The organism is Sphaerisporangium cinnabarinum (genome assembly GCF_055567015.1).
The window spans coordinates 157,075-174,990 of the sequence record NZ_JBVHRG010000010.1; the positions used below are offsets into that span (position 1 = coordinate 157,075).

Genomic DNA, 17,916 nt, shown 5'->3' on the forward strand with positions numbered 1-17,916 from the left:
GGGCGCAGCGGCCCGCGGGCTTGCGGGGCCGCCCGTCCCGGCACGGTAGGTTCTACACGTGACATCCCCGATCGACCGTCTTCGCCCTGCCACGACCACCCGTCGGTCGGTGGCGGACCTGGCGGCACGGTTCGGGCTCGACGTCCGCGCAGGTGGCGCGCCCGCCGCACCGGGCTCCGTCGAGGTGTGGTCGGTGGCGTCGGACGACCGCACCGCCGACGCGGGCGACCTCTTCGTCGCGCTGCCCGGCGCCCGGGCGCACGGTGCGCGGTTCGCGCCCGCCGCGGTGAGCCGCGGCGCCTGCGCCGTCCTCACGGACGAGCAGGGCGCCGACCTGCTCGCGGACGCCGGCCTCGACGTGCCGGTGCTCGTCGCCCCGGACCCCCGCGCGCTGCTCGGTCCCGTCGCGGCGTGGGTGTACGGCGCCCCCGCGCAGGACCTCACGACGTTCGGTGTGACGGGCACGAACGGCAAGACCACGACGACCTACCTCGTCGACCACGCGCTGCGCGCGCTCGGCTGGACGGGCGGCCTCATCGGGACGGTGGAGATGCGCTCGGGCGACCGCGTCCTGCCGAGCCGCCTCACGACGCCCGAGGCCGCCGACCTCCAGGCGCTGCTCGCGGCGATGCGCGAGGACGGCGTCCGCACGCTCGCGATGGAGGTCTCGTCGCACGCGCTCGCGCTCCACCGCGTGGACGGGCTCGTGTACGACGTCGTCGGGTTCACGAACCTCAGCCAGGACCACCTGGACTTCCACGGCGACCTCCAGGAGTACTTCGAGGCCAAGGCCCTGCTCTTCACGCCCGAGCACGCGCGCCGCGGTGTCGTCGTGGTCGACGACGCGTGGGGCGAGCGCATGGTCTCCGCCGCGCGCGTCCCGGTCGCGACGCTGCGCGTGAGCCCGGCCGCCGTGGGCGCCGAGCAGCTCGCGGCGGACTGGACCGTGCACGACGTCGAGCCGTCGGAGGCGGGTGGCTCGGCGTTCACGCTGCGCCACCGCGACGGCCGGAGCGTGCGCACGACGACGTCCCTGCCCGGTCACTTCAACGTCGCCAACGCGGCCCTCGCCCTCGCCCTCGTGCTCGAGGCGGGCACGGACGCGCGCGACCTCGAGACGGCGCTCGCGGCGGCGGGCGGGCTCGCCCCTGCGGTCCCGGGCCGCATGGAGGTCGTCTCCGAGCCGCCGCACCGCCCACGCGTCGTCGTCGACTTCGCGCACAACCCGGACGCGCTCGCGCTCGCGCTCGACGCGCTGCGCCCCACGACCCCCGGCCGGCTCGTCGTCGTGTTCGGCGCGACCGGCGACCGCGACCGCGGCAAGCGCCCCACGATGGGCGGCGTCGCGGTCGAGGGCGCCGACGTCGTCGTCGTGACCGACGACGACCCGCACGGCGAGGACCCGGCCGCGATCCGCGCGGAGGTGCTCCCGGGCGCCCAGGCCGCGCGCGAGGCGGCGGCCGCCGCGCCCGAGCCGCGCGACGTCGTCGTGCTCGAGGTCGCACCGCGCGCCCGGGCGATCCGCGAGGCGATCCTCGCCGCGGGCCCGGACGACACGGTGCTGGTCGCCGGTCGCGGCCACGAGGTGTGGCAGGAGATCGCCGGCGTCGACCACCCCCTGGACGACCGCGTCGAGGCGCGGGCCGCGCTCGAGGAGCGCCCCGCGACGCCGACGCCTCACGACACCCCCGACCTGAAGGAGCACCACGCATGATCGAGCTCACTGCGGCGCAGGTGGCCGCAGCGACCGGCGGACGCCTGTCCGCCGACCCGGAGGTACGGGTCGGGGGGCCCGTGGTCGTCGACTCGCGCAGGGTCGCACCGGGGTCGCTCTTCGTGGCGCTGCCGGGCGAGCACGTCGACGGCCACGACTACGCCGCCGGCGCGGTCGCCGCGGGCGCGACGCTCGTCCTCGCCGCGCGCGAGCTCGACGTGCCGTGCGTCGTCGTGGACGACGTCCAGGCCGCGCTGGGCGAGCTGGCCCGCCACGTGCTCGCGACGCTGCGCGAGCGCGGCGACCTGCGCGTGGTCGGCGTCACCGGCTCCGTCGGCAAGACCACGACGAAGGACCTGCTCGGCCAGCTCCTGCGCCCCGAGGGCCCCACCGTGGTGCCGCGCGGCTCGTTCAACAACGAGATCGGCCTGCCGCTCACGGTCCTCGAGGCCGACGAGTCCACGCGCTTCCTCGTGCTGGAGATGGGCGCGAGCGGCGTCGGTCACCTCACCTACCTCACGCGCATCGCGCCCCCGGACGTCTCGGTCGTGCTCGTCGTGGGCAGCGCCCACCTGGGCGAGTTCGGCGGGATCGAGGCCGTGGCGCGCGCCAAGTCCGAGATCGTCACGGGCCTCGCGCCCGGCGGCGTCGCGGTGCTCAACGCGGACGACCTGCGGGTCGCCGCGATGGCCGACGTCGCGCCGGGAGAGGTCGTGACGTTCGGGACGATCCCCGCCGCCGACGTGCGCGCGGAGGACCTGGGCATCGACCGCACGGGCCGGGCGTCCTTCACGCTGCGCGTGCGCCTCGGCGCGGCGGGCGACGCCGCCACGAGCGCGCGAGCGACGCTCGGCCTCGTCGGCGAGCACCACGTGACCAACGCCCTCGCCGCCGCGACGGCGGCGCTGCGCCTCGGCGTCGCGCTGCCCGACGTCGTCGCGCGGCTGTCCGACGCGCGCGCCCTGAGCCCGCACCGGATGCAGGTCACCGAGCGGCCCGACGGCATCACGGTGATCGACGACTCCTACAACGCCAACCCCGACTCGATGCGCGCCGCGCTCAAGGCGCTCGCCGTCATGGCCGGGCGCGACCGGCGGTCCGTGGCCGTGCTCGGCGAGATGCTGGAGCTCGGCGAGGACTCGCGCGTCGCGCACGACGACATCGGCCGGCTCGTGGTCCGATTGAACGTCAAGCTGCTCGTCGTGGTCGGTGAGGGTGCCGGCGGGATCCACGACGGCGCGACCCAGGAAGGGTCGTGGGGCGACGAGACGCGCTTCGTCCCCGACGTGGAGACGGCGTCGGCGCTGCTGCGCGACGAGCTGCAGGAGGGGGACGTCGTGCTCGTGAAGGCCTCGAACGGGTCCGGGCTGTGGCGGCTCGGCGACGAGCTGGCGGCCGCGGGCGCCGATGCGGCGGGGGGTGAACGCGCGTGATCGCGATCATCGTCGCGGCGGGCGTCTCCCTGCTCGTCGCGCTCTTCGGGACGCCGCTGTTCATCCGGTTCCTCGTGCACCGCAACTACGGGCAGTTCGTCCGCCAGGACGGCCCGACGGCGCACTTCACCAAGCGCGGCACGCCCACCATGGGCGGGGTCGTCATCATCGGCGCGACGCTGCTCGGCTGGGCGATGTCGTACGTCGTCTCGGGGCGGTTCCCGAGCGTGTCCGCGCTGCTCGTCCTCTTCCTCATGACGGGTCTCGGGATCGTCGGCTTCCTCGACGACTTCACGAAGATCCGCAAGCAGCGCAGCCTCGGGCTCACGGCCCGCGCGAAGATCATCGGCCAGGGTGCGGTCGGCATCGCGTTCGCGGTGCTGGCGCTGCAGTTCCCGAACGAGCACGGCCGCACGCCCGCGTCCACGCGCATCTCGTTCCTGCGCGACACGAACCTCGACCTCGCGTTCGCGGGGGTCACCGTCGGGCTGATCCTGTTCGTGCTCTGGGCCAACTTCCTCATCACCGCGTGGTCGAACGCGGTCAACCTCACCGACGGTCTCGACGGCCTCGCGACGGGCGTCTCGCTCATCGTGTTCGGCTCGTACGTGCTCGTGGGCATCTGGCAGCTCAACCAGACCTGCCAGCGCCTCGCGTCGGCGGGGCCGAGCTGCTACGAGACGCGCGACCCGCAGGACCTCGCGATCGTGGCCGCCGCGATCGTGGGGGCGTGCTTCGGGTTCCTGTGGTGGAACGCGAGCCCTGCGAAGATCTTCATGGGCGACACGGGCTCCCTCGCGCTCGGCGGCGCGCTCGCGGGCCTGTCGATCCTCACGCGCACCGAGTTCCTCGCGCTCATCATCGGCGGGCTCTTCGTCATCATCGTGCTCTCCGACGTCATCCAGATCGGGTTCTTCAAGATGACCGGGCGGCGCGTGTTCAAGATGGCGCCGCTGCACCACCACTTCGAGCTGTCGGGGTGGGGCGAGGTCACGATCGTCATCCGCTTCTGGCTCATCGCCGGACTGTTCGCGGCCCTGGGCATCGGGATCTTCTACGCCGAGTGGGTGGTCGGCTAGTGGCACGCGACCCCCACGACCTCGCCGTCCCGCTCGAGCGTGCGCGCGTCGTCGTCGCCGGCCTCGGGGTGTCCGGGCGCGCCGCCGCGGCGGCGCTCCGCCCGCGCGCGGCGTCGGTCGTCACGCTCGACGACGGGGCCGCCGACGCCGACCTGCACGACGCGGCGGACGTGGACCTCACGGCGACGGACCTCGTCGTCGTCTCGCCGGGCTGGCGCCCGAGCCACCCGCTGCTCGTCGCCGCCGCGGAGCGGGGCGTGCCCGTGTGGAGCGAGGTCGAGCTCGCGTGGCGCCTGCGCGTCGCCGGGCCGTCGGGGCGGCCCGCGCCCTGGCTCGCCGTCACCGGGACGAACGGCAAGACGACGACCGTCGAGATGCTCGAGACGATCCTGCGCACCGCGGGCCTGCGGACGGCGGCGGTCGGCAACGTGGGGACGCCCGTCGTCGAGGCCGTGCTCGACCCGACGCTCGAGGTGCTCGCGGTCGAGCTCTCGAGCTTCCAGCTCCACTTCACGCACACGACGTCCCCCGAGGCGGGGGCGGTCCTCAACGTCGCCCCGGACCACCTCGACTGGCACGGCGGGATCGACGCCTACGCGGCCGACAAGGGCCGTGTCTTCGAAGGCGCCCGGGTCGCGTGCGTCTACAACGTCGCGGACCCCCGCACCGAGGCGCTCGTGCGCGAGGCGGACGTCGTCGAGGGGGCGCGTGCCGTCGGCTTCACGCTCGGCGCCCCGGCGCGCGGACAGCTCGGCGTCATCGAGGACGTGCTCGTCGACCGCGCGTTCCACGCGCCCGCGGACGCGCCGGACCGGCACACGCACGCCGCCGAGCTCGCGACGCTCGGCGACCTGTCGCACCTCGCGGGCGCCGACGGCGTCGTGCCCGCCCACGTCGTGGCGAACGCGCTCGCCGCGGCCGCCCTCGCGCGGGCGCACGGCGTCCCGGCCGTCGCGGTGAGAGACGGGCTGCGCGCGTTCCGCACGGGGTCGCACCGCATCGAGCAGGTCGCGTCGGTCGACGGGGTGGCCTACGTCGACGACTCCAAGGCGACGAACGCGCACGCCGCGTCCGCGTCGCTCGCGGCGTTCGCACCGGGGACGGTCGTGTGGGTCGCGGGGGGCCTCGCGAAGGGGGCGTCGTTCGACGAGCTCGTCGCCGCGCGCGCCGACCGGCTGCGCGCCGTCGTGCTCATCGGCCTCGACGCGGAGCCGTTCGCCGGTGCGCTCGCCCGACACGCGCCCGATATCCCCGTCGTGCGCGTGGATCCTGGCGACACTGGGACCGTGATGCCCCGCGCCGTCGACTCCGCCCGCCGCCTCGCACAGGCCGGCGACACGGTGCTGCTCGCGCCCGCCGGCGCGTCGATGGACCAGTTCCGCTCGTACGCCGCGCGCGGCGAGGCGTTCGCCGAGGCGGCGCGCGCCCTGCGCCCCGACCACGGGTAGGCCGGGCCGCCCATGACCCAGACCGCGAACGGACGAGGCGCGCCCTCGACGCGCACCGTCCCCCGCGCCGGCACGAGCCGGACGGTGCCGCGGGGCCGCACGACGACGCGCGAGCCGCGACGCCCGCGGCCCGCGCCCGCCGAGCGGCCGTGGCTCGGCCAGTGGAACAGCACGGTGACGAGCTACTACCTCCTCGTCGGTGCGACGGCGCTGCTCGCGATCATCGGTCTGGTCATGGTGTTCTCCAGCTCGGCGGTCACGCAGATCGCCGCGGGCCAGTCGCCGTTCGGGGCGTTCTTCGAGCAGGCGAAGTTCGCCCTCATGGGCCTGCCCGTCCTGCTCGTCGCCACGCGCGTGCCGGTCGAGTGGTACAAGCGGCTCGCGTGGCCCGCGCTCTTCGTGGCGCTCGGGCTGCAGATGCTCGTGTTCACGCCGCTCGCGAAGAACGTCAACGGCAACACCGGCTGGATCGACCTGGGGCTCTTCACGTTCCAGCCGGCCGAGGTCGCGAAGCTCGCGCTCGCGCTGTGGCTCGGCGTCGTCCTGGGGCGCAAGCAGCGGATGCTCGGGCAGTGGCGCCACGTCCTGATCCCTGCCGTGCCGGTCGCGGTCGCGGTCGTCGGGCTCGTCCTCGCGGGGCACGACCTCGGCACGGCGCTCGTCGTCATGGCGATCATCGCCGGGGCGTTCTTCGTCTCGGGCGCCGACGGGCGCCTGCTCGCGCTCGGGGCGGGCGGCGCCGCGTTCGTCGTCGGGTACGTCTTCATCCTCAACCAGTCGGGCGGCGACCGGCTCTCGCGCATCATGGCGACGTACCGCGAGTGCACCGACACCCTCGGCGAGTGCTACCAGTCGATGCACGGCCTCTACGCGCTCGGCACGGGCGGGCTCACGGGCGTCGGCCTCGGGGCGAGCCGCGAGAAGTGGTCGTACCTGCCGGAGGCGCACAACGACTTCATCTTCGCCGTGATCGGCGAAGAGCTCGGGCTGCTCGGCACGCTCCTGGTGCTGGGGCTGTTCGTCATCGTCGGCGTCGCCACGAGCCGGATCGTGCGCCGTCACCCCGACCCCTTCGTGAAGATCACGACGGCCGGGATCGCGTGCTGGATCGTCGGCCAGGCCTTCATCAACATCGGCGTCGTCATCGGGCTCCTGCCCGTGATCGGCGTCCCGCTGCCGCTCGTCTCCGCGGGCGGCTCCGCGCTCATCATGACGATGGCGGCGCTCGGCGTGCTCATCTCGTTCGCGCGCTCGGAACCGGGCGCTGCCGAGGCGCTCGCCGCGCGGGGGAGCGTCGTGCGGCGCTCGCTCGCCGTCGTCGGCCGGGCCGCTCGCCCGGGGCGTCGGGCCGCGCGATGACCTCCCCGGAGGTCGTGGCCGCTCGGGCCGTGACCCCGGACCCGTGGGGCGCCCCGCGCTCCGCACGACAGACCTCCGCACGACGGACAGGACGCGGCACCCGCCGCAGGGAAGGACGACGAGGTACGTGACGACGATCGGTTCGGTGGTGCTCGCAGGCGGCGGGACGGCGGGGCACGTGAACCCGCTCCTCGCGGTGGCGGACGAGCTGCGGGCGCGTGAGCCCGGAGTGGTGGTGACCGCGCTCGGGGTCGCGGGCGGTCTGGAGGACGACCTCGTCCCCGCCCGGGGATACCCCTTGCGGCACGTGCCGCGCGTCCCGCTCCCGCGCCGTCCGAGCGCGGAGTGGGTCAACCTCCCGGGACGCCTCAAGTCCGCCGTGGACGCGGCGGGCGCCGTCATCGACGAGACCGGCGCGCGCGTCGTCGTCGGCTTCGGGGGCTACGTCTCGACGCCCGCGTACCTCGCCGCGCGCCGTCGCGACGTCCCCGTCGTGATCCACGAGCAGAACGCGCGCCCCGGCCTGGCGAACCGCCTCGGCGCCCGCTGGGCCGCGCGCGTCGGCGTGACGTTCGAGGGCACGCCGCTCAAGGGCGGCGTCGTCACCGGGCTGCCGCTGCGCCGCGAGATCCAGGACCTCGTGGCCGCGCGGACGGCGGACGCCGCGGCGGTGCGCGCGGACGCCGCGGCGCGCCTCGGCCTCGACCCCCGCGCGCGCACGCTCGTCGTCACCGGCGGCTCGCTCGGGGCGCAGAGCCTCAACGAGGCGGTCTCGGGGGCCGCCGGCGCGCTCCTCGGGACGGGCACGCAGATCCTCCACCTGACCGGCAAGGGCAAGGACGGCGCGGTGCGCGAGGCCGCGCACGCGGCCGTCGCGGCCCGTCCTGGGGCGCGCTACGACGTGCGCGAGTACCTCGCCGAGATGCAGCTCGCGCTCGCGGTCGCGGACCTCGTCGTGTGCCGCGCGGGCGCGGGCACGGTGGGCGAGCTCGCCGCGCTGGGCATCCCGGCCGTCTACGTGCCGCTGCCCATCGGCAACGGGGAGCAGCGGCTCAACGCCGGTCCCGTCGTCGCCGCGGGCGGTGGCCTGCTCGTCGACGACGCGCAGCTCGACGCGGCGTGGGTCGCGCGCGAGGTCCCGGCGCTGCTCGGCGACACGGGCCGGCTCGACGCGATGGCCGCGGCCGCCGCGGGGGCGGGTGTGCGCGACGGCGCCGCGCGCGTCGCGGACCTCGTCGCCGAGGCGGTCGCCGGTGCTCCGGGGGCGCGACCGTGACCGCGCCGTCGGGCGGGATCCCGTTCGTGCTCGAGGCCCTCGGCACGGTCCACCTCGTCGGCGTCGGCGGCGCGGGGATGTCCGTCGTAGCCCGCCTCCTCGCCGCGCACGGCGTCCCGGTCCAGGGTTCCGACGCGCGCGACGGCGACGCGCTCGCCGCCCTGCGCGCCGACGGCGTCCGGGTGTGGGTGGGGCACGACGCCGCGCACGTCGCCGGCGCGGACACCGTCGTCGTGTCGAGCGCGGTGCGCGAGACGAACCCCGAGCTCGCCGCGGCGCGGGCGGCCGGGCTGCGCGTGCTGCACCGCTCGCAGGCGCTGGCCGCGCTCATGGCGCGCGGCCGGTCCGTCGCGGTGGCGGGCGCGCACGGCAAGACGACCACGTCCGCGATGATCGCGACCGTCCTGCGCGGTGCGGGCCTCGACCCGTCGTTCGCGATCGGCGGCACGGTGCTCACCGAGGACGGCCCCGTCGCGGGCGGCCATCTCGGGTCGGACGTCCTGGTCGCCGAGGCCGACGAGTCGGACGGGTCGTTCCTCAACTACGCCCCGGACGTCGCCGTCGTCACCAACGTCGAGCCCGACCACCTCGACCACTACGGGTCGCGGGCCGCGTTCGAGCAGGCGTTCGTCGACTTCGCCGCGCGGATCGTCCCGGGCGGGACGCTCGTCGCGTGCGCCGACGACGCGGGGGCGCGTGCGCTCGCCGTGGCGCACGCGCGCGACGGGGGAGCGGTGGTCACGTACGGCACGTCCGCGGACGCGGACGTGCGTGTCGCGGGCGTGGCGCCCACCGAGGACGCGGGCCGACCCGGGGTGCGGGCGTCGCTCACGGGCACGGTCGGTGCGGCGCGCGTCGACGAGCTCGAGCTGCGGCTGCGCGTGCCGGGCCACCACAACGCGCTCAACGCGACCGCGGCCGTCGTGACGGCGGTCGTGCTCGGCGTCGACCCGGCGGCGGCGGTCGCCGCCGCGCACGGCTTCCTCGGCACCGGCCGGCGCTTCGAGGCCCGCGGCGAGGCGGGCGGCGTACGCGTCGTCGACGACTACGCGCACCACCCGACCGAGGTGGCCGCGCTGCTCGCCGCCGCCCGACCCGTCGCGGCCGGCGGCCGGGTGCTCGTGCTGTTCCAGCCGCACCTGTTCTCGCGCACCGCGACGTTCGCCCGCGAGTTCGCGCAGGCGCTCGCCGGTGCGGACGAGGTCGTGGTCACGGGCGTCTACGCGGCGCGCGAGGAGCCGGACCCGGCGGTGAGCGCGCGCACGATCACCGACCTGGTCGACGCCCCCGGCGTGGTCGTCGCGGCGGTCGAGGACCGCGTCGAGGCCGCGCACCGCGTCGCGGACGCCGCCCGCCCGGGAGACCTCGTGCTCACCGTCGGGGCGGGGGACGTCACGGAGCTGGGCACCGTCGTCCTCGAGCGCATCCGCGCGCGTCGCGACGGCGCCCCGGCGCCCGGAGGGGGCGAGGCCTGATGCGTCCGCCGCCCAAGCCTCGTCCCGCCGCGCCGCGGTCGGGCCGGTCGGGCGCGGGCGAGCGGGCCGGACGGCCCGCGGACCCGGGCCCCGCGAAGCCGGCCCCGTCCGCGAGCGCGCGCCGCGCGCCGGTCGAGGACACGCCGACGCGGCCGGTGCGCCGCGTCGCGGCGCCGGGCTCCGACCTCGTGCGCTCGTCGGGCGGCCGCCCCGCCGCCGGGCGTCCTCCTGCTGCGCGCAGCGGGGGCCGCGGCGCGGGCACGACGACGTCGGTCCCGCGCGGCGCTTCGGCCGCCCCGATCGGGGTCGTCTCGCACGGCATGGCCGAGCGGCTCGCCGAGCGCGACGCGATGCGCCGCCACCGCGTGCGCACGCGCATCCTCGGCTGGGTCGCGGGGCTCCTCGTCGTGGCCGGCCTGGCCTGGGTCGCGTTCTTCTCGCCCGTGCTCGGCCTCGACCTCGACAGGGTCACCGTCTCCGGCGAGGGCACCGTGATCGACCCGCAGCAGGTCCGCGACGTGGTCGCCGCGGCGGACGGCGTGCCGCTGCCGCGGCTCGACACGGTCGCGCTGCGCGAGCAGGTGCTCGACCTCAACGGCGTGCGCGACGTCGAGATCCGGCGTGCGTGGCCTACGGGGCTGGCCGTGCTCCTCGAGTCGCGCGAGCCCGTCGTGGCGGTGCCCGTGGACGACGGCTTCGCGCTGCTGGACGCGGACGGCGTCCACGTGCGCACCGACCCGGCGGTGCCCGAGGGGCTGCCGGAGATCGACGCGCCGCTCGACGACCAGGGGGCGCGCGCGCTCGACGCCGCGCTCGTGCTGCTCAACGCGCTCCCGGCAGACCTCCACGCGCAGGTCGCGGAGGTCTCGGCGCCCACGCGCGACGCGGTCAGCATGACGCTGCGGGACGGGGTCGTCGTCGAGTGGGGGAGCTCCGAGGAGGCGGCCCTGAAGGTGCGCGTCCTGCAGACGCTCCGGGCCGTCCCGGAGAACGCGGGGGTCACCGTGTACGACGTCTCGGCCCCGCGGCTCCCGGTGACGCGATGAAAGGGCGCGTGGCGATCTCCGACACGCGCGAGACGGTCGTTGATGATGGGCACGTCGACACCTACGGTCGACCCATGAACGACCTGACATAACTATAACCCTCTACTTGAGGGTGAAGGTTCAGGGCTGACCGATCGAGAGGCATTGACGTGGCAACTCCGCAGAACTACCTAGCAGTGATCAAGGTGGTCGGCATCGGCGGTGGGGGCGTGAACGCCGTCAACCGGATGATCGAGGTCGGCCTCAAGGGTGTCGAGTTCATCGCCATCAACACGGACGCGCAGGCGCTCCTCATGTCCGACGCGGACGTCAAGCTCGACGTCGGTCGTGAGCTCACGCGCGGCCTCGGCGCCGGGGCCGACCCGGAGGTCGGCAAGAAGGCGGCCGAGGACCACGCCGAGGAGATCGAGGACGTGCTGCGCGGCGCGGACATGGTCTTCGTCACGGCGGGCGAGGGTGGCGGCACCGGCACGGGCGGTGCCCCGGTCGTGGCGCGCATCGCACGCTCGCTCGGCGCGCTGACCGTGGGCGTCGTGACCCGGCCCTTCACGTTCGAGGGTCGCCGTCGCTCGGTCCAGGCGGACCAGGGCATCGAGAACCTCCGCAACGAGGTCGACACCCTCATCGTCATCCCGAACGACCGCCTCCTGTCGATGTCGGACCGCAACGTCAGCGCGCTCCAGGCTTTCCACCAGGCCGACCAGGTGCTGCTGTCCGGTGTCCAGGGCATCACCGACCTCATCACCACCCCCGGTCTGATCAACCTCGACTTCGCGGACGTCAAGTCCGTCATGCAGGGCGCGGGCAGCGCACTCATGGGCATCGGCAACGCGCGGGGCGACGACCGCGCGGTGCAGGCGGCCGAGATGGCGATCTCGTCGCCGCTCCTCGAGGCGAGCATCGACGGCGCCCACGGCGTGCTGCTCTCCATCCAGGGTGGCTCCGACCTCGGCCTGTTCGAGATCAACGAGGCCGCCCGCCTCGTCCACGAGGCCGCGCACACCGAGGCGAACATCATCTTCGGTGCCGTGATCGACGACGCGCTGGGCGACGAGGTCCGCGTCACCGTCATCGCGGCCGGCTTCGACGGCGGTGCCCCGCAGGCGCGGGGCGACGCGCGCGCGCTCGGCCAGGTGGCCGGTGCCCAGCGTCCCGCGACGAGCGCGATCCCGGTCGTGCCCGCCGCGCGCGCCGTGCCGCCGGCACCGACGACGGGCGCGCACACGCTGCCGCGCCCGGTCGTCCCGATCCAGCCGGAGGCCGACGACGTCCCCGTCACGCTCGACGGCGGGCACGGCCCGGTGCCGGTGCAGCCCGTGGCGCCCGCGCCCTTCACGGTGGTCGGTTCCGGCGACGCCGGGAACCACAACGCGGAGGCCGTCCCGGGCGGGCAGAACGAGGGCGTCGACGTGCCGCCGCGGATCTTCGACGAGGAGCCTCCGCGCCGCAAGGTCGAGGAGCTCGACGTGCCCGACTTCCTCAAGTGACGCGGCGCGGCCGCGCGACGCGGCGCGGGACGCCGTGAGCGCCGTGCCCGTGCAGGACGGGAGGGGCGGCGCCGACGGCGCCGCCCCTCCCGTCGTGCTCGAGGTGGACCTCGGGCCGGGCGTGCGCGCCGGCTTCACGACCCGCGCCGGCGGCGTCTCGCCGGCGCCGTGGGACACGCTCAACCTCGGGCTGAACGTGACCGACGACGCCGACCGGGTGCGCGCGAACCGTGTGTGCGCGGCCGCGTGGCTCGGCGTCCCGGCGTCCTTCGCGACGCAGGTGCACGGCACCCGCGTCGCGACGGTGGAGCCTGCGCCGCGCGGTGCGGACCCGGCCGACACGGTGGGGGAGGCGGACGCCCTCGTCGCCGCGTCCCGCGGCGCAGGCCTGGGCGTCCTCGTGGCCGACTGCGTGCCCGTCCTCCTCGCGGACGCCGAGGCCGGCGTGGTCGGCGTCGCGCACGCGGGACGCCGCGGGCTCGCGCACGGGGTGGTCGCGGCGGCACTGGACGCCCTGGTCGCCGCCGGCGCGCGGATCGACCGGGTGCGGGCCGCCGTCGGGCCGAGCGCGTGCGGGCGCTGCTACGAGGTCCCCGCGACGATGCGGGACGACGTCGCGCTCGCGCGTCCGGCCACGTGGTCGACGACGTCCTGGGGGACGCCCGCGCTGGACCTGCCGGCCGGGGTGGTCGCCGACCTGGTCGCCGCGGGCGTGGCGGACGTCGTCCGCGTCCCGGCGTGCACGATCGAGGACGAGCGGTTCTTCTCGCACCGTCGCGCCACGCGCCACGGGACGACGACCGGCCGGTTCGCCGGTCTCGTGGCGCTCACCGGTACCTGAGCGGGCTCGGTCCGACCTCCGCACGAGGTTGCGCACGCCGGGCGTGTCGTCCGGGGCTCGCCGCGCACCCTCGGTTAGCGTGAACGCACCGGTCCGACGGCCGGTGGACCGAGGATCGATCGAGGACGGAGCAAGGCCCATGGCGGGAGCGCTGCGCAAGACCATGCTGTATCTGGGCCTCGCTGATGATCGCGGCGAGGACGAGCAGGACGAGTACGTCGACGAGCTCGACGAGACGGGGGCGGACGTGGCGCACGACTACCAGGCACCGGTGACGCCGCTGCACCGCGCGCTCGGGCCGCGCGAGGTGCCGCAGACGAGCATGTCGGCGGCCGAGCTGCGGCGGATCACGACGGTGCACCCGCGGTCGTACAACGACGCGCGCGTGATCGGCGAGGCGTTCCGCGGCGGCACCCCGGTGATCATGAACCTCTCGGACATGGACGACGCGGACGCGAAGCGCCTCGTCGACTTCTCCGCAGGCCTCATCTTCGGGCTGCACGGGGCCATCGAGCGCGTCACCAACAAGGTGTTCCTGCTCTCGCCCGAGCACGTCGAGATCACCGGCGAGGAGCAGGCCGCCGCGCCGGCCCCCGGTCGCGCGGGCTTCTACAACCAGAGCTGAGCGTGCGCGCGGCGCGGTGCACCCGCCGAGCACGCGCCGCACGCACGGAGGGACGGACGCGGTGACGCGCCCGTCCCTCCTGCGCGTCCGCCCTGGGCGTAGCGCGTGTCCCCGGCGGGGCCGGGTGCGGTGCGTCTGGCACAGTTGACCCGTGATCTGGGACCTCATCACAGGCATCGTCGGATTCCTGCTCTGGCTCTACCTGCTGCTGCTCATCGGTCGGCTCGTGTTCGACTGGGTGCAGTTCTTCGCGCGCGACTGGAGGCCCCGGGGGGTCCTGCTGGTGCTCGCCGAGGTGATCTACTCGGCGACGGACCCGCCCCTGCGCGCCCTGCGCCGGCTCATCCCGCCGCTCTCCCTGGGGCAGGTGCGCCTCGACCTCGCGTTCATCATCCTGTTCTTCGCGGTGACGATCGCGGCGCAGATCGTGTCCTCGCTCTGAGACGCACGTCACCCGATCGGGGTGTCTGGACGGCCCGGACCGGGCCGCTACGTCCGGTTCGCCCCGACCCCCACCGCACGCCCGCGCACGCTGCACGTCGTCGGCACGGTTCCGACGGCGCGCGACGGCGCGGCTGCCCCCGCCCCTGAGGGCAATGTCCGCTACTTTGGAGTCTGGTGATCGCGAGGTCGCCCGGACCGACACGCAAACGCTATGAGGTGAACCGATGGCACTGCTCACTGCAGAGGACATCCTGAACAAGAAGTTCTCGGCGACGAAGTTCCGCGAGGGCTACGACGTCGAAGAGGTCGACGACTTCTTGGACGAGGTGGTGAGGACCCTCAACTCCGTGCAGGAGGAGAACGAGGACCTCAAGTCGAAGCTCGCTGCGGCGGAGCGTCGTCTCGCCGAGCTCAGCCGGGCCGACGCGTCCAGCGCTGCGGTGCAGCCCCCCGTCGTCGAGACGCCGAAGGCGCCCGAGCCCGAGCCGGAGCCCGTGCGCGCGGCCCCGATCTCGCAGGCCGTCGTCACGAAGAACGCGGCGGAGCCCGAGTCGGCGACCGGCATGCTCCAGCTGGCCCAGAAGCTGCACGACGACTACGTGCGCTCCGGCCAGGAGGAGGGCGACCGCCTCATCGCGGAGGCCAAGGAGGAGGGCTCGCGCATCGTGCGCGAGGCCGAGGAGACCTCGCACCGCACGCTCTCGCAGCTCGAGCAGGAGCGTTCGCTCCTCGAGCGCAAGATCGACGAGCTGCGGATCTTCGAGCGCGACTACCGCACGCGTCTCAAGAGCTACCTGCAGAACCTGCTGGGTGACCTGGACAACCGGGGCAGCGCCCTCCCGCCGCGCAGCAACGTCGGCGGGGCGAGCCGCACGAGCGACCTCGCTCCCGGCATCTAGCACCTGCGTCGACAGTCCGGCAGCGGCCGGTACGCCTCGCACCTGCGCCTCTCTCCCGCCTCGGCGGACCGGCGTGGTGTGTTGTGCGTGCCGGCCGCTGCGTCTACTCTCGCGTGACTCGAACTTGGAGGGGCGACATGACCAAGCTCACCACCGCGGCCCGTTCGGCCGTGCGCGACCGTTTCCCGAACCTCGCGAAGGACGTCAAGTCCTTCCCCGTGCGCGACGGGGAGGAGCCCTGGACCCTGCGTGAGGCCGAGGAGCTCGCCGCGGAGCTGCTCGCCGAGAAGGAACGGCTGGAGGGGGAGCTCGCCGTCGCCGACGAGGAGCTGTCGAACCTCCTGCGCCACTCCGGTGACGGCGCCGGGGACGACCAGGCCGACTCCGGGTCCAGCGCCCTCGAGCGCGAGCAGGAGCTGACGCTCGTCAACAACGTGCGCGACCTCCTCGCGCAGACGTCGCACGCGCTCGACCGCATCGCGGCCGGCACGTACGCGACGTGCGAGGAGACGGGGCTGCCGATCGGCAAGGCGCGCCTGCAGGCGTTCCCGCGCGCGAACCTCTCCGTCGAGGCCAAGCAGCGCGCCGAGCGGCGCTGAGCGCCGGGGCGCCGGGGGGCCGCGTCGCCCGGGGCGACGACGTGGCAGACTTGCCGCCGATGTCCACCTCCGCGCACCCCGAGCCCACCGACCCCGTCGACACCTCCCCGCAGACGCCCGCCGACCCCGCCGCAGGAGCCGTCCGGCGCGGTCCGCGCCGCGTCCTGGTCGTGTGGACCGTCGTCCTCGCCGTCCTCGTCCTCGTGCTCGACCAGCTCACCAAGTGGTGGGCGGAGTCGAGCCTGACGCTCGGCGACGACACGATCCCGCTCGTGGGGTCGCTGCTCGGGCTGCGGCTCATCTACAACCCCGGTGCGGCGCTCTCCATCGCGACCGGCATGACGTGGCTCCTGACCATCGTCGTGGTCGCGGTCGTCGTCGTGATCGTGCGCATGGTGCGCCGCATCGGCTCGCGCGCGTGGGCGGTCGCGCTGGGTCTCCTGCTGGGTGGTGCGCTCGGCAACCTCGTCGACCGCTTCTTCCGGGAGCCCGGCTTCGCGCGCGGGCACGTCGTCGACTTCATCGCCTACGCGAACTGGTTCGTGGGCAACGTCGCGGACATCGCGATCGTGGCCGCGGCCGTGATGATCGCCGTCCTGTCGGTGCTCGGGATCGGTCTGGACGGGACGCGTCATGGCGGTGACGACCAGGACGGCGAGACGAGCGCGGCCGACGCCGACGAGCCGACGCCCGTGCCCGAGCCGACCGTCTCGCGGACCGACGACGAGGGGGCGCGGTGAGCCTCCGGTCGCTCCCGGTGCCCGACGGCCTCGCGGGCGAGCGGGTCGACGCGGGGCTGTCCCGACTCCTCGGCCTCTCGCGGACCCGGGCGGCGGAGCTCGCCGCGAGCGGCGCGGTCCGCCTCGACGGACGCGAGGTCGGCAAGTCCGACCGGCTCGTCCCGGGCGGGTGGCTCGAGGTCGACGTGCCCGACGCCGCGCCCGCGGTCGAGGTCGTCGCGGAGCCCGTGCCGGGCATGGGCATCGTGCACGACGACGACGACCTGGTGGTCGTCGACAAGCCGGTCGGGGTCGCCGCTCACCCGTCGCCGGGCTGGACCGGCCCGACCGTCGTCGGCGCCCTCGCGGCCGCGGGGTACCGGATCTCGACGTCGGGTGCCGCGGAGCGCCAGGGCATCGTGCACCGCCTCGACGCCGGGACGTCGGGGCTCATGGTCGTCGCGAAGAGCGAGGTCGCGTACACCGCGCTCAAGCGCGCCTTCAAGGAGCGCACGGTCGAGAAGGTGTACCACGCGCTCGTCCAGGGCCACCCCGAGCCGACCACCGGGACGATCGACGCGCCGATCGGGCGGCACCCGAGCGCGGACTGGAAGTTCGCCGTCACGGCGGAGGGCAAGCCGTCGGTCACGCACTACGAGGTCCTCGAGATGCTGCCCGCCGCGTCCCTCGTCGAGGTGCACCTCGAGACGGGCCGCACGCACCAGATCCGCGTGCACTTCTCCGCGCTGCGGCACCCGTGCGTCGGCGACCTCACGTACGGTGCCGACCCGGTGCTGGCCTCGCGCGTCTCCCTGACGCGCCAGTGGCTGCACGCCATGCGCCTCGGGTTCGAGCACCCCACGACCGGGCAGTGGCTCGAGCTGACGAGCGAGTACCCGGACGACCTCGCGCACGCGCTCGAGGTGCTGCGCGGGGCGTACGCGTGACCGTCGCCGCCCCGGGGCCGGGCGACGCCCGGCTCGCCGTGGAGCGCGTGGTCGACGACGCCGGGCTGGCTGCCGCGCACGCGCTGCGGCTCGCGGTGTTCGTCGACGAGCAGGGCGTCCCGGTCGAGGAGGAGATCGACGACCTGGACGCCGCGGAGACGACCACGCACGTGCTCGTCCGGGACCCCGAGCGGGACGGGGAGGTCGTCGGGACGGGCCGGCTCCTCACGGACCCCGGGCACCCGGGCGAGGTGCACGTCGGCCGGGTCGCGGTCGCCGCGGTCGCACGCGGCACCGGCGCGGGCGCCGCGGTGATGCGCGCGCTGGAGGAGGTCGCGCTCGCCGAGCACGCGGTCCCCGGACCGGACGGACGCCGCACCGTGCGCGTGCTCCTCTCCGCCCAGGTCCAGGCGATCGGCTTCTACGAGCGGCTCGGCTACGCCGTGTCCGGGCCCGTCTACCTCGACGCGGGCATCGACCACCGCGACGCCGCGAAGACCCTCACGGCCGACGTCTGACGCGTCG

17 protein-coding genes are annotated in these 17,916 nt (G+C 75.1%); all 17 read left to right on the top strand.

The genetic code is table 11. The annotated features are described in order from the left end of the window. Positions 1-58 precede the first annotated feature (58 nt). The 17 genes from ACZ4MO_RS15190 (at position 59) to ACZ4MO_RS15270 (ending at position 17,909) form a co-directional block, all read left to right on the top strand. Entirely contained in the window at positions 59-1,714 is a 1,656-nt protein-coding gene (locus tag ACZ4MO_RS15190) for a UDP-N-acetylmuramoyl-L-alanyl-D-glutamate--2,6-diaminopimelate ligase (protein ID WP_175009539.1), read from the top strand. Next, positions 1,711-3,147 carry a UDP-N-acetylmuramoyl-tripeptide--D-alanyl-D-alanine ligase gene (locus ACZ4MO_RS15195; protein ID WP_175009538.1) on the top strand — a complete coding sequence of 479 codons (1,437 nt, stop codon included), beginning with the start codon at positions 1,711-1,713 and terminating at the stop codon, positions 3,145-3,147. The genes ACZ4MO_RS15190 and ACZ4MO_RS15195 overlap by 4 nt, the downstream gene beginning before the upstream one ends. Continuing rightward, positions 3,144-4,226, top strand: coding sequence for a phospho-N-acetylmuramoyl-pentapeptide-transferase (gene mraY / locus ACZ4MO_RS15200; RefSeq protein WP_021483305.1), 1,083 nt, complete (start codon positions 3,144-3,146; stop codon positions 4,224-4,226). Before ACZ4MO_RS15195 ends, mraY begins: the two co-directional genes overlap by 4 nt. After that, positions 4,226-5,674: a UDP-N-acetylmuramoyl-L-alanine--D-glutamate ligase gene (murD, locus tag ACZ4MO_RS15205; RefSeq protein WP_175009537.1), complete on the top strand. Its 1,449-nt coding sequence runs from the start codon at positions 4,226-4,228 to the stop codon at positions 5,672-5,674. The genes mraY and murD overlap by 1 nt, the downstream gene beginning before the upstream one ends. Before the next feature lie 12 nt (positions 5,675-5,686). Beyond that, on the top strand, positions 5,687-7,033 hold the full coding sequence (gene ftsW, locus ACZ4MO_RS15210; RefSeq protein WP_175009536.1) for a putative lipid II flippase FtsW: 1,347 nt from the start codon (positions 5,687-5,689) through the stop codon (positions 7,031-7,033). A 127-nt stretch (positions 7,034-7,160) separates the two neighbouring features. Further along, complete coding sequence (gene murG / locus ACZ4MO_RS15215) at positions 7,161-8,309, top strand: undecaprenyldiphospho-muramoylpentapeptide beta-N-acetylglucosaminyltransferase (RefSeq protein ID WP_175009535.1); 1,149 nt, start codon at positions 7,161-7,163, stop codon at positions 8,307-8,309. Then, on the top strand, positions 8,306-9,784 hold the full coding sequence (gene murC / locus ACZ4MO_RS15220) for a UDP-N-acetylmuramate--L-alanine ligase (RefSeq protein ID WP_342779602.1): 1,479 nt from the start codon (positions 8,306-8,308) through the stop codon (positions 9,782-9,784). The genes murG and murC overlap by 4 nt, the downstream gene beginning before the upstream one ends. Next, positions 9,784-10,830 carry a cell division protein FtsQ/DivIB gene (locus tag ACZ4MO_RS15225; RefSeq protein WP_499279172.1) on the top strand — a complete coding sequence of 349 codons (1,047 nt, stop codon included), beginning with the start codon at positions 9,784-9,786 and terminating at the stop codon, positions 10,828-10,830. The genes murC and ACZ4MO_RS15225 overlap by 1 nt, the downstream gene beginning before the upstream one ends. A 149-nt stretch (positions 10,831-10,979) precedes the next feature. Continuing rightward, positions 10,980-12,317, top strand: a complete 1,338-nt coding sequence (ftsZ, locus tag ACZ4MO_RS15230; RefSeq protein WP_175009533.1) for a cell division protein FtsZ — start codon at positions 10,980-10,982, stop codon at positions 12,315-12,317. A 34-nt stretch (positions 12,318-12,351) separates the two neighbouring features. Beyond that, positions 12,352-13,158, top strand: coding sequence for a peptidoglycan editing factor PgeF (gene pgeF, locus ACZ4MO_RS15235; RefSeq protein ID WP_342779601.1), 807 nt, complete (start codon positions 12,352-12,354; stop codon positions 13,156-13,158). A gap of 139 nt (positions 13,159-13,297) precedes the next feature. Next, positions 13,298-13,783 (top strand): cell division protein SepF, encoded by a 486-nt coding sequence (locus ACZ4MO_RS15240; RefSeq protein WP_034652914.1) that lies wholly within the window; start codon positions 13,298-13,300, stop codon positions 13,781-13,783. A 151-nt stretch (positions 13,784-13,934) separates the two neighbouring features. Then, positions 13,935-14,225, top strand: coding sequence for a YggT family protein (locus ACZ4MO_RS15245; RefSeq protein ID WP_021482710.1), 291 nt, complete (start codon positions 13,935-13,937; stop codon positions 14,223-14,225). A gap of 226 nt (positions 14,226-14,451) precedes the next feature. Next, positions 14,452-15,126 (top strand): DivIVA domain-containing protein, encoded by a 675-nt coding sequence (locus ACZ4MO_RS15250; protein ID WP_074810057.1) that lies wholly within the window; start codon positions 14,452-14,454, stop codon positions 15,124-15,126. A 137-nt stretch (positions 15,127-15,263) separates the two neighbouring features. Beyond that, positions 15,264-15,725 carry a TraR/DksA family transcriptional regulator gene (locus ACZ4MO_RS15255; protein ID WP_021482712.1) on the top strand — a complete coding sequence of 154 codons (462 nt, stop codon included), beginning with the start codon at positions 15,264-15,266 and terminating at the stop codon, positions 15,723-15,725. Positions 15,726-15,784: 59 nt separating this feature from the next. Next, positions 15,785-16,465, top strand: coding sequence for a signal peptidase II (locus tag ACZ4MO_RS15260; protein WP_175009532.1), 681 nt, complete (start codon positions 15,785-15,787; stop codon positions 16,463-16,465). Continuing rightward, complete coding sequence (locus tag ACZ4MO_RS15265; protein WP_175009531.1) at positions 16,462-17,391, top strand: RluA family pseudouridine synthase; 930 nt, start codon at positions 16,462-16,464, stop codon at positions 17,389-17,391. Before ACZ4MO_RS15260 ends, ACZ4MO_RS15265 begins: the two co-directional genes overlap by 4 nt. Next, the gene (locus ACZ4MO_RS15270; protein WP_255437324.1) at positions 17,388-17,909 is read left to right on the top strand and encodes a GNAT family N-acetyltransferase; all 522 of its coding nucleotides are present in this window, start codon (positions 17,388-17,390) and stop codon (positions 17,907-17,909) included. Before ACZ4MO_RS15265 ends, ACZ4MO_RS15270 begins: the two co-directional genes overlap by 4 nt. Positions 17,910-17,916 lie beyond the last annotated feature (7 nt).

Excerpts from the sequence above, each read along its gene's own strand:
- ACZ4MO_RS15195 (WP_175009538.1), top strand. The coding sequence starts at position 1,711 with ATGATCGAGCTCACTGCGGCGCAGGTGGCCGCAGCGACCGGCGGACGC.
- ftsW (WP_175009536.1), top strand. The coding sequence starts at position 5,687 with ATGACCCAGACCGCGAACGGACGAGGCGCGCCCTCGACGCGCACCGTC.
- ACZ4MO_RS15225 (WP_499279172.1), top strand. The coding sequence starts at position 9,784 with ATGCGTCCGCCGCCCAAGCCTCGTCCCGCCGCGCCGCGGTCGGGCCGG.
- ACZ4MO_RS15240 (WP_034652914.1), top strand. The coding sequence starts at position 13,298 with ATGGCGGGAGCGCTGCGCAAGACCATGCTGTATCTGGGCCTCGCTGAT.
- ACZ4MO_RS15250 (WP_074810057.1), top strand. The coding sequence starts at position 14,452 with ATGGCACTGCTCACTGCAGAGGACATCCTGAACAAGAAGTTCTCGGCG.
- ACZ4MO_RS15255 (WP_021482712.1), top strand. The coding sequence starts at position 15,264 with ATGACCAAGCTCACCACCGCGGCCCGTTCGGCCGTGCGCGACCGTTTC.
- ACZ4MO_RS15260 (WP_175009532.1), top strand. The coding sequence starts at position 15,785 with ATGTCCACCTCCGCGCACCCCGAGCCCACCGACCCCGTCGACACCTCC.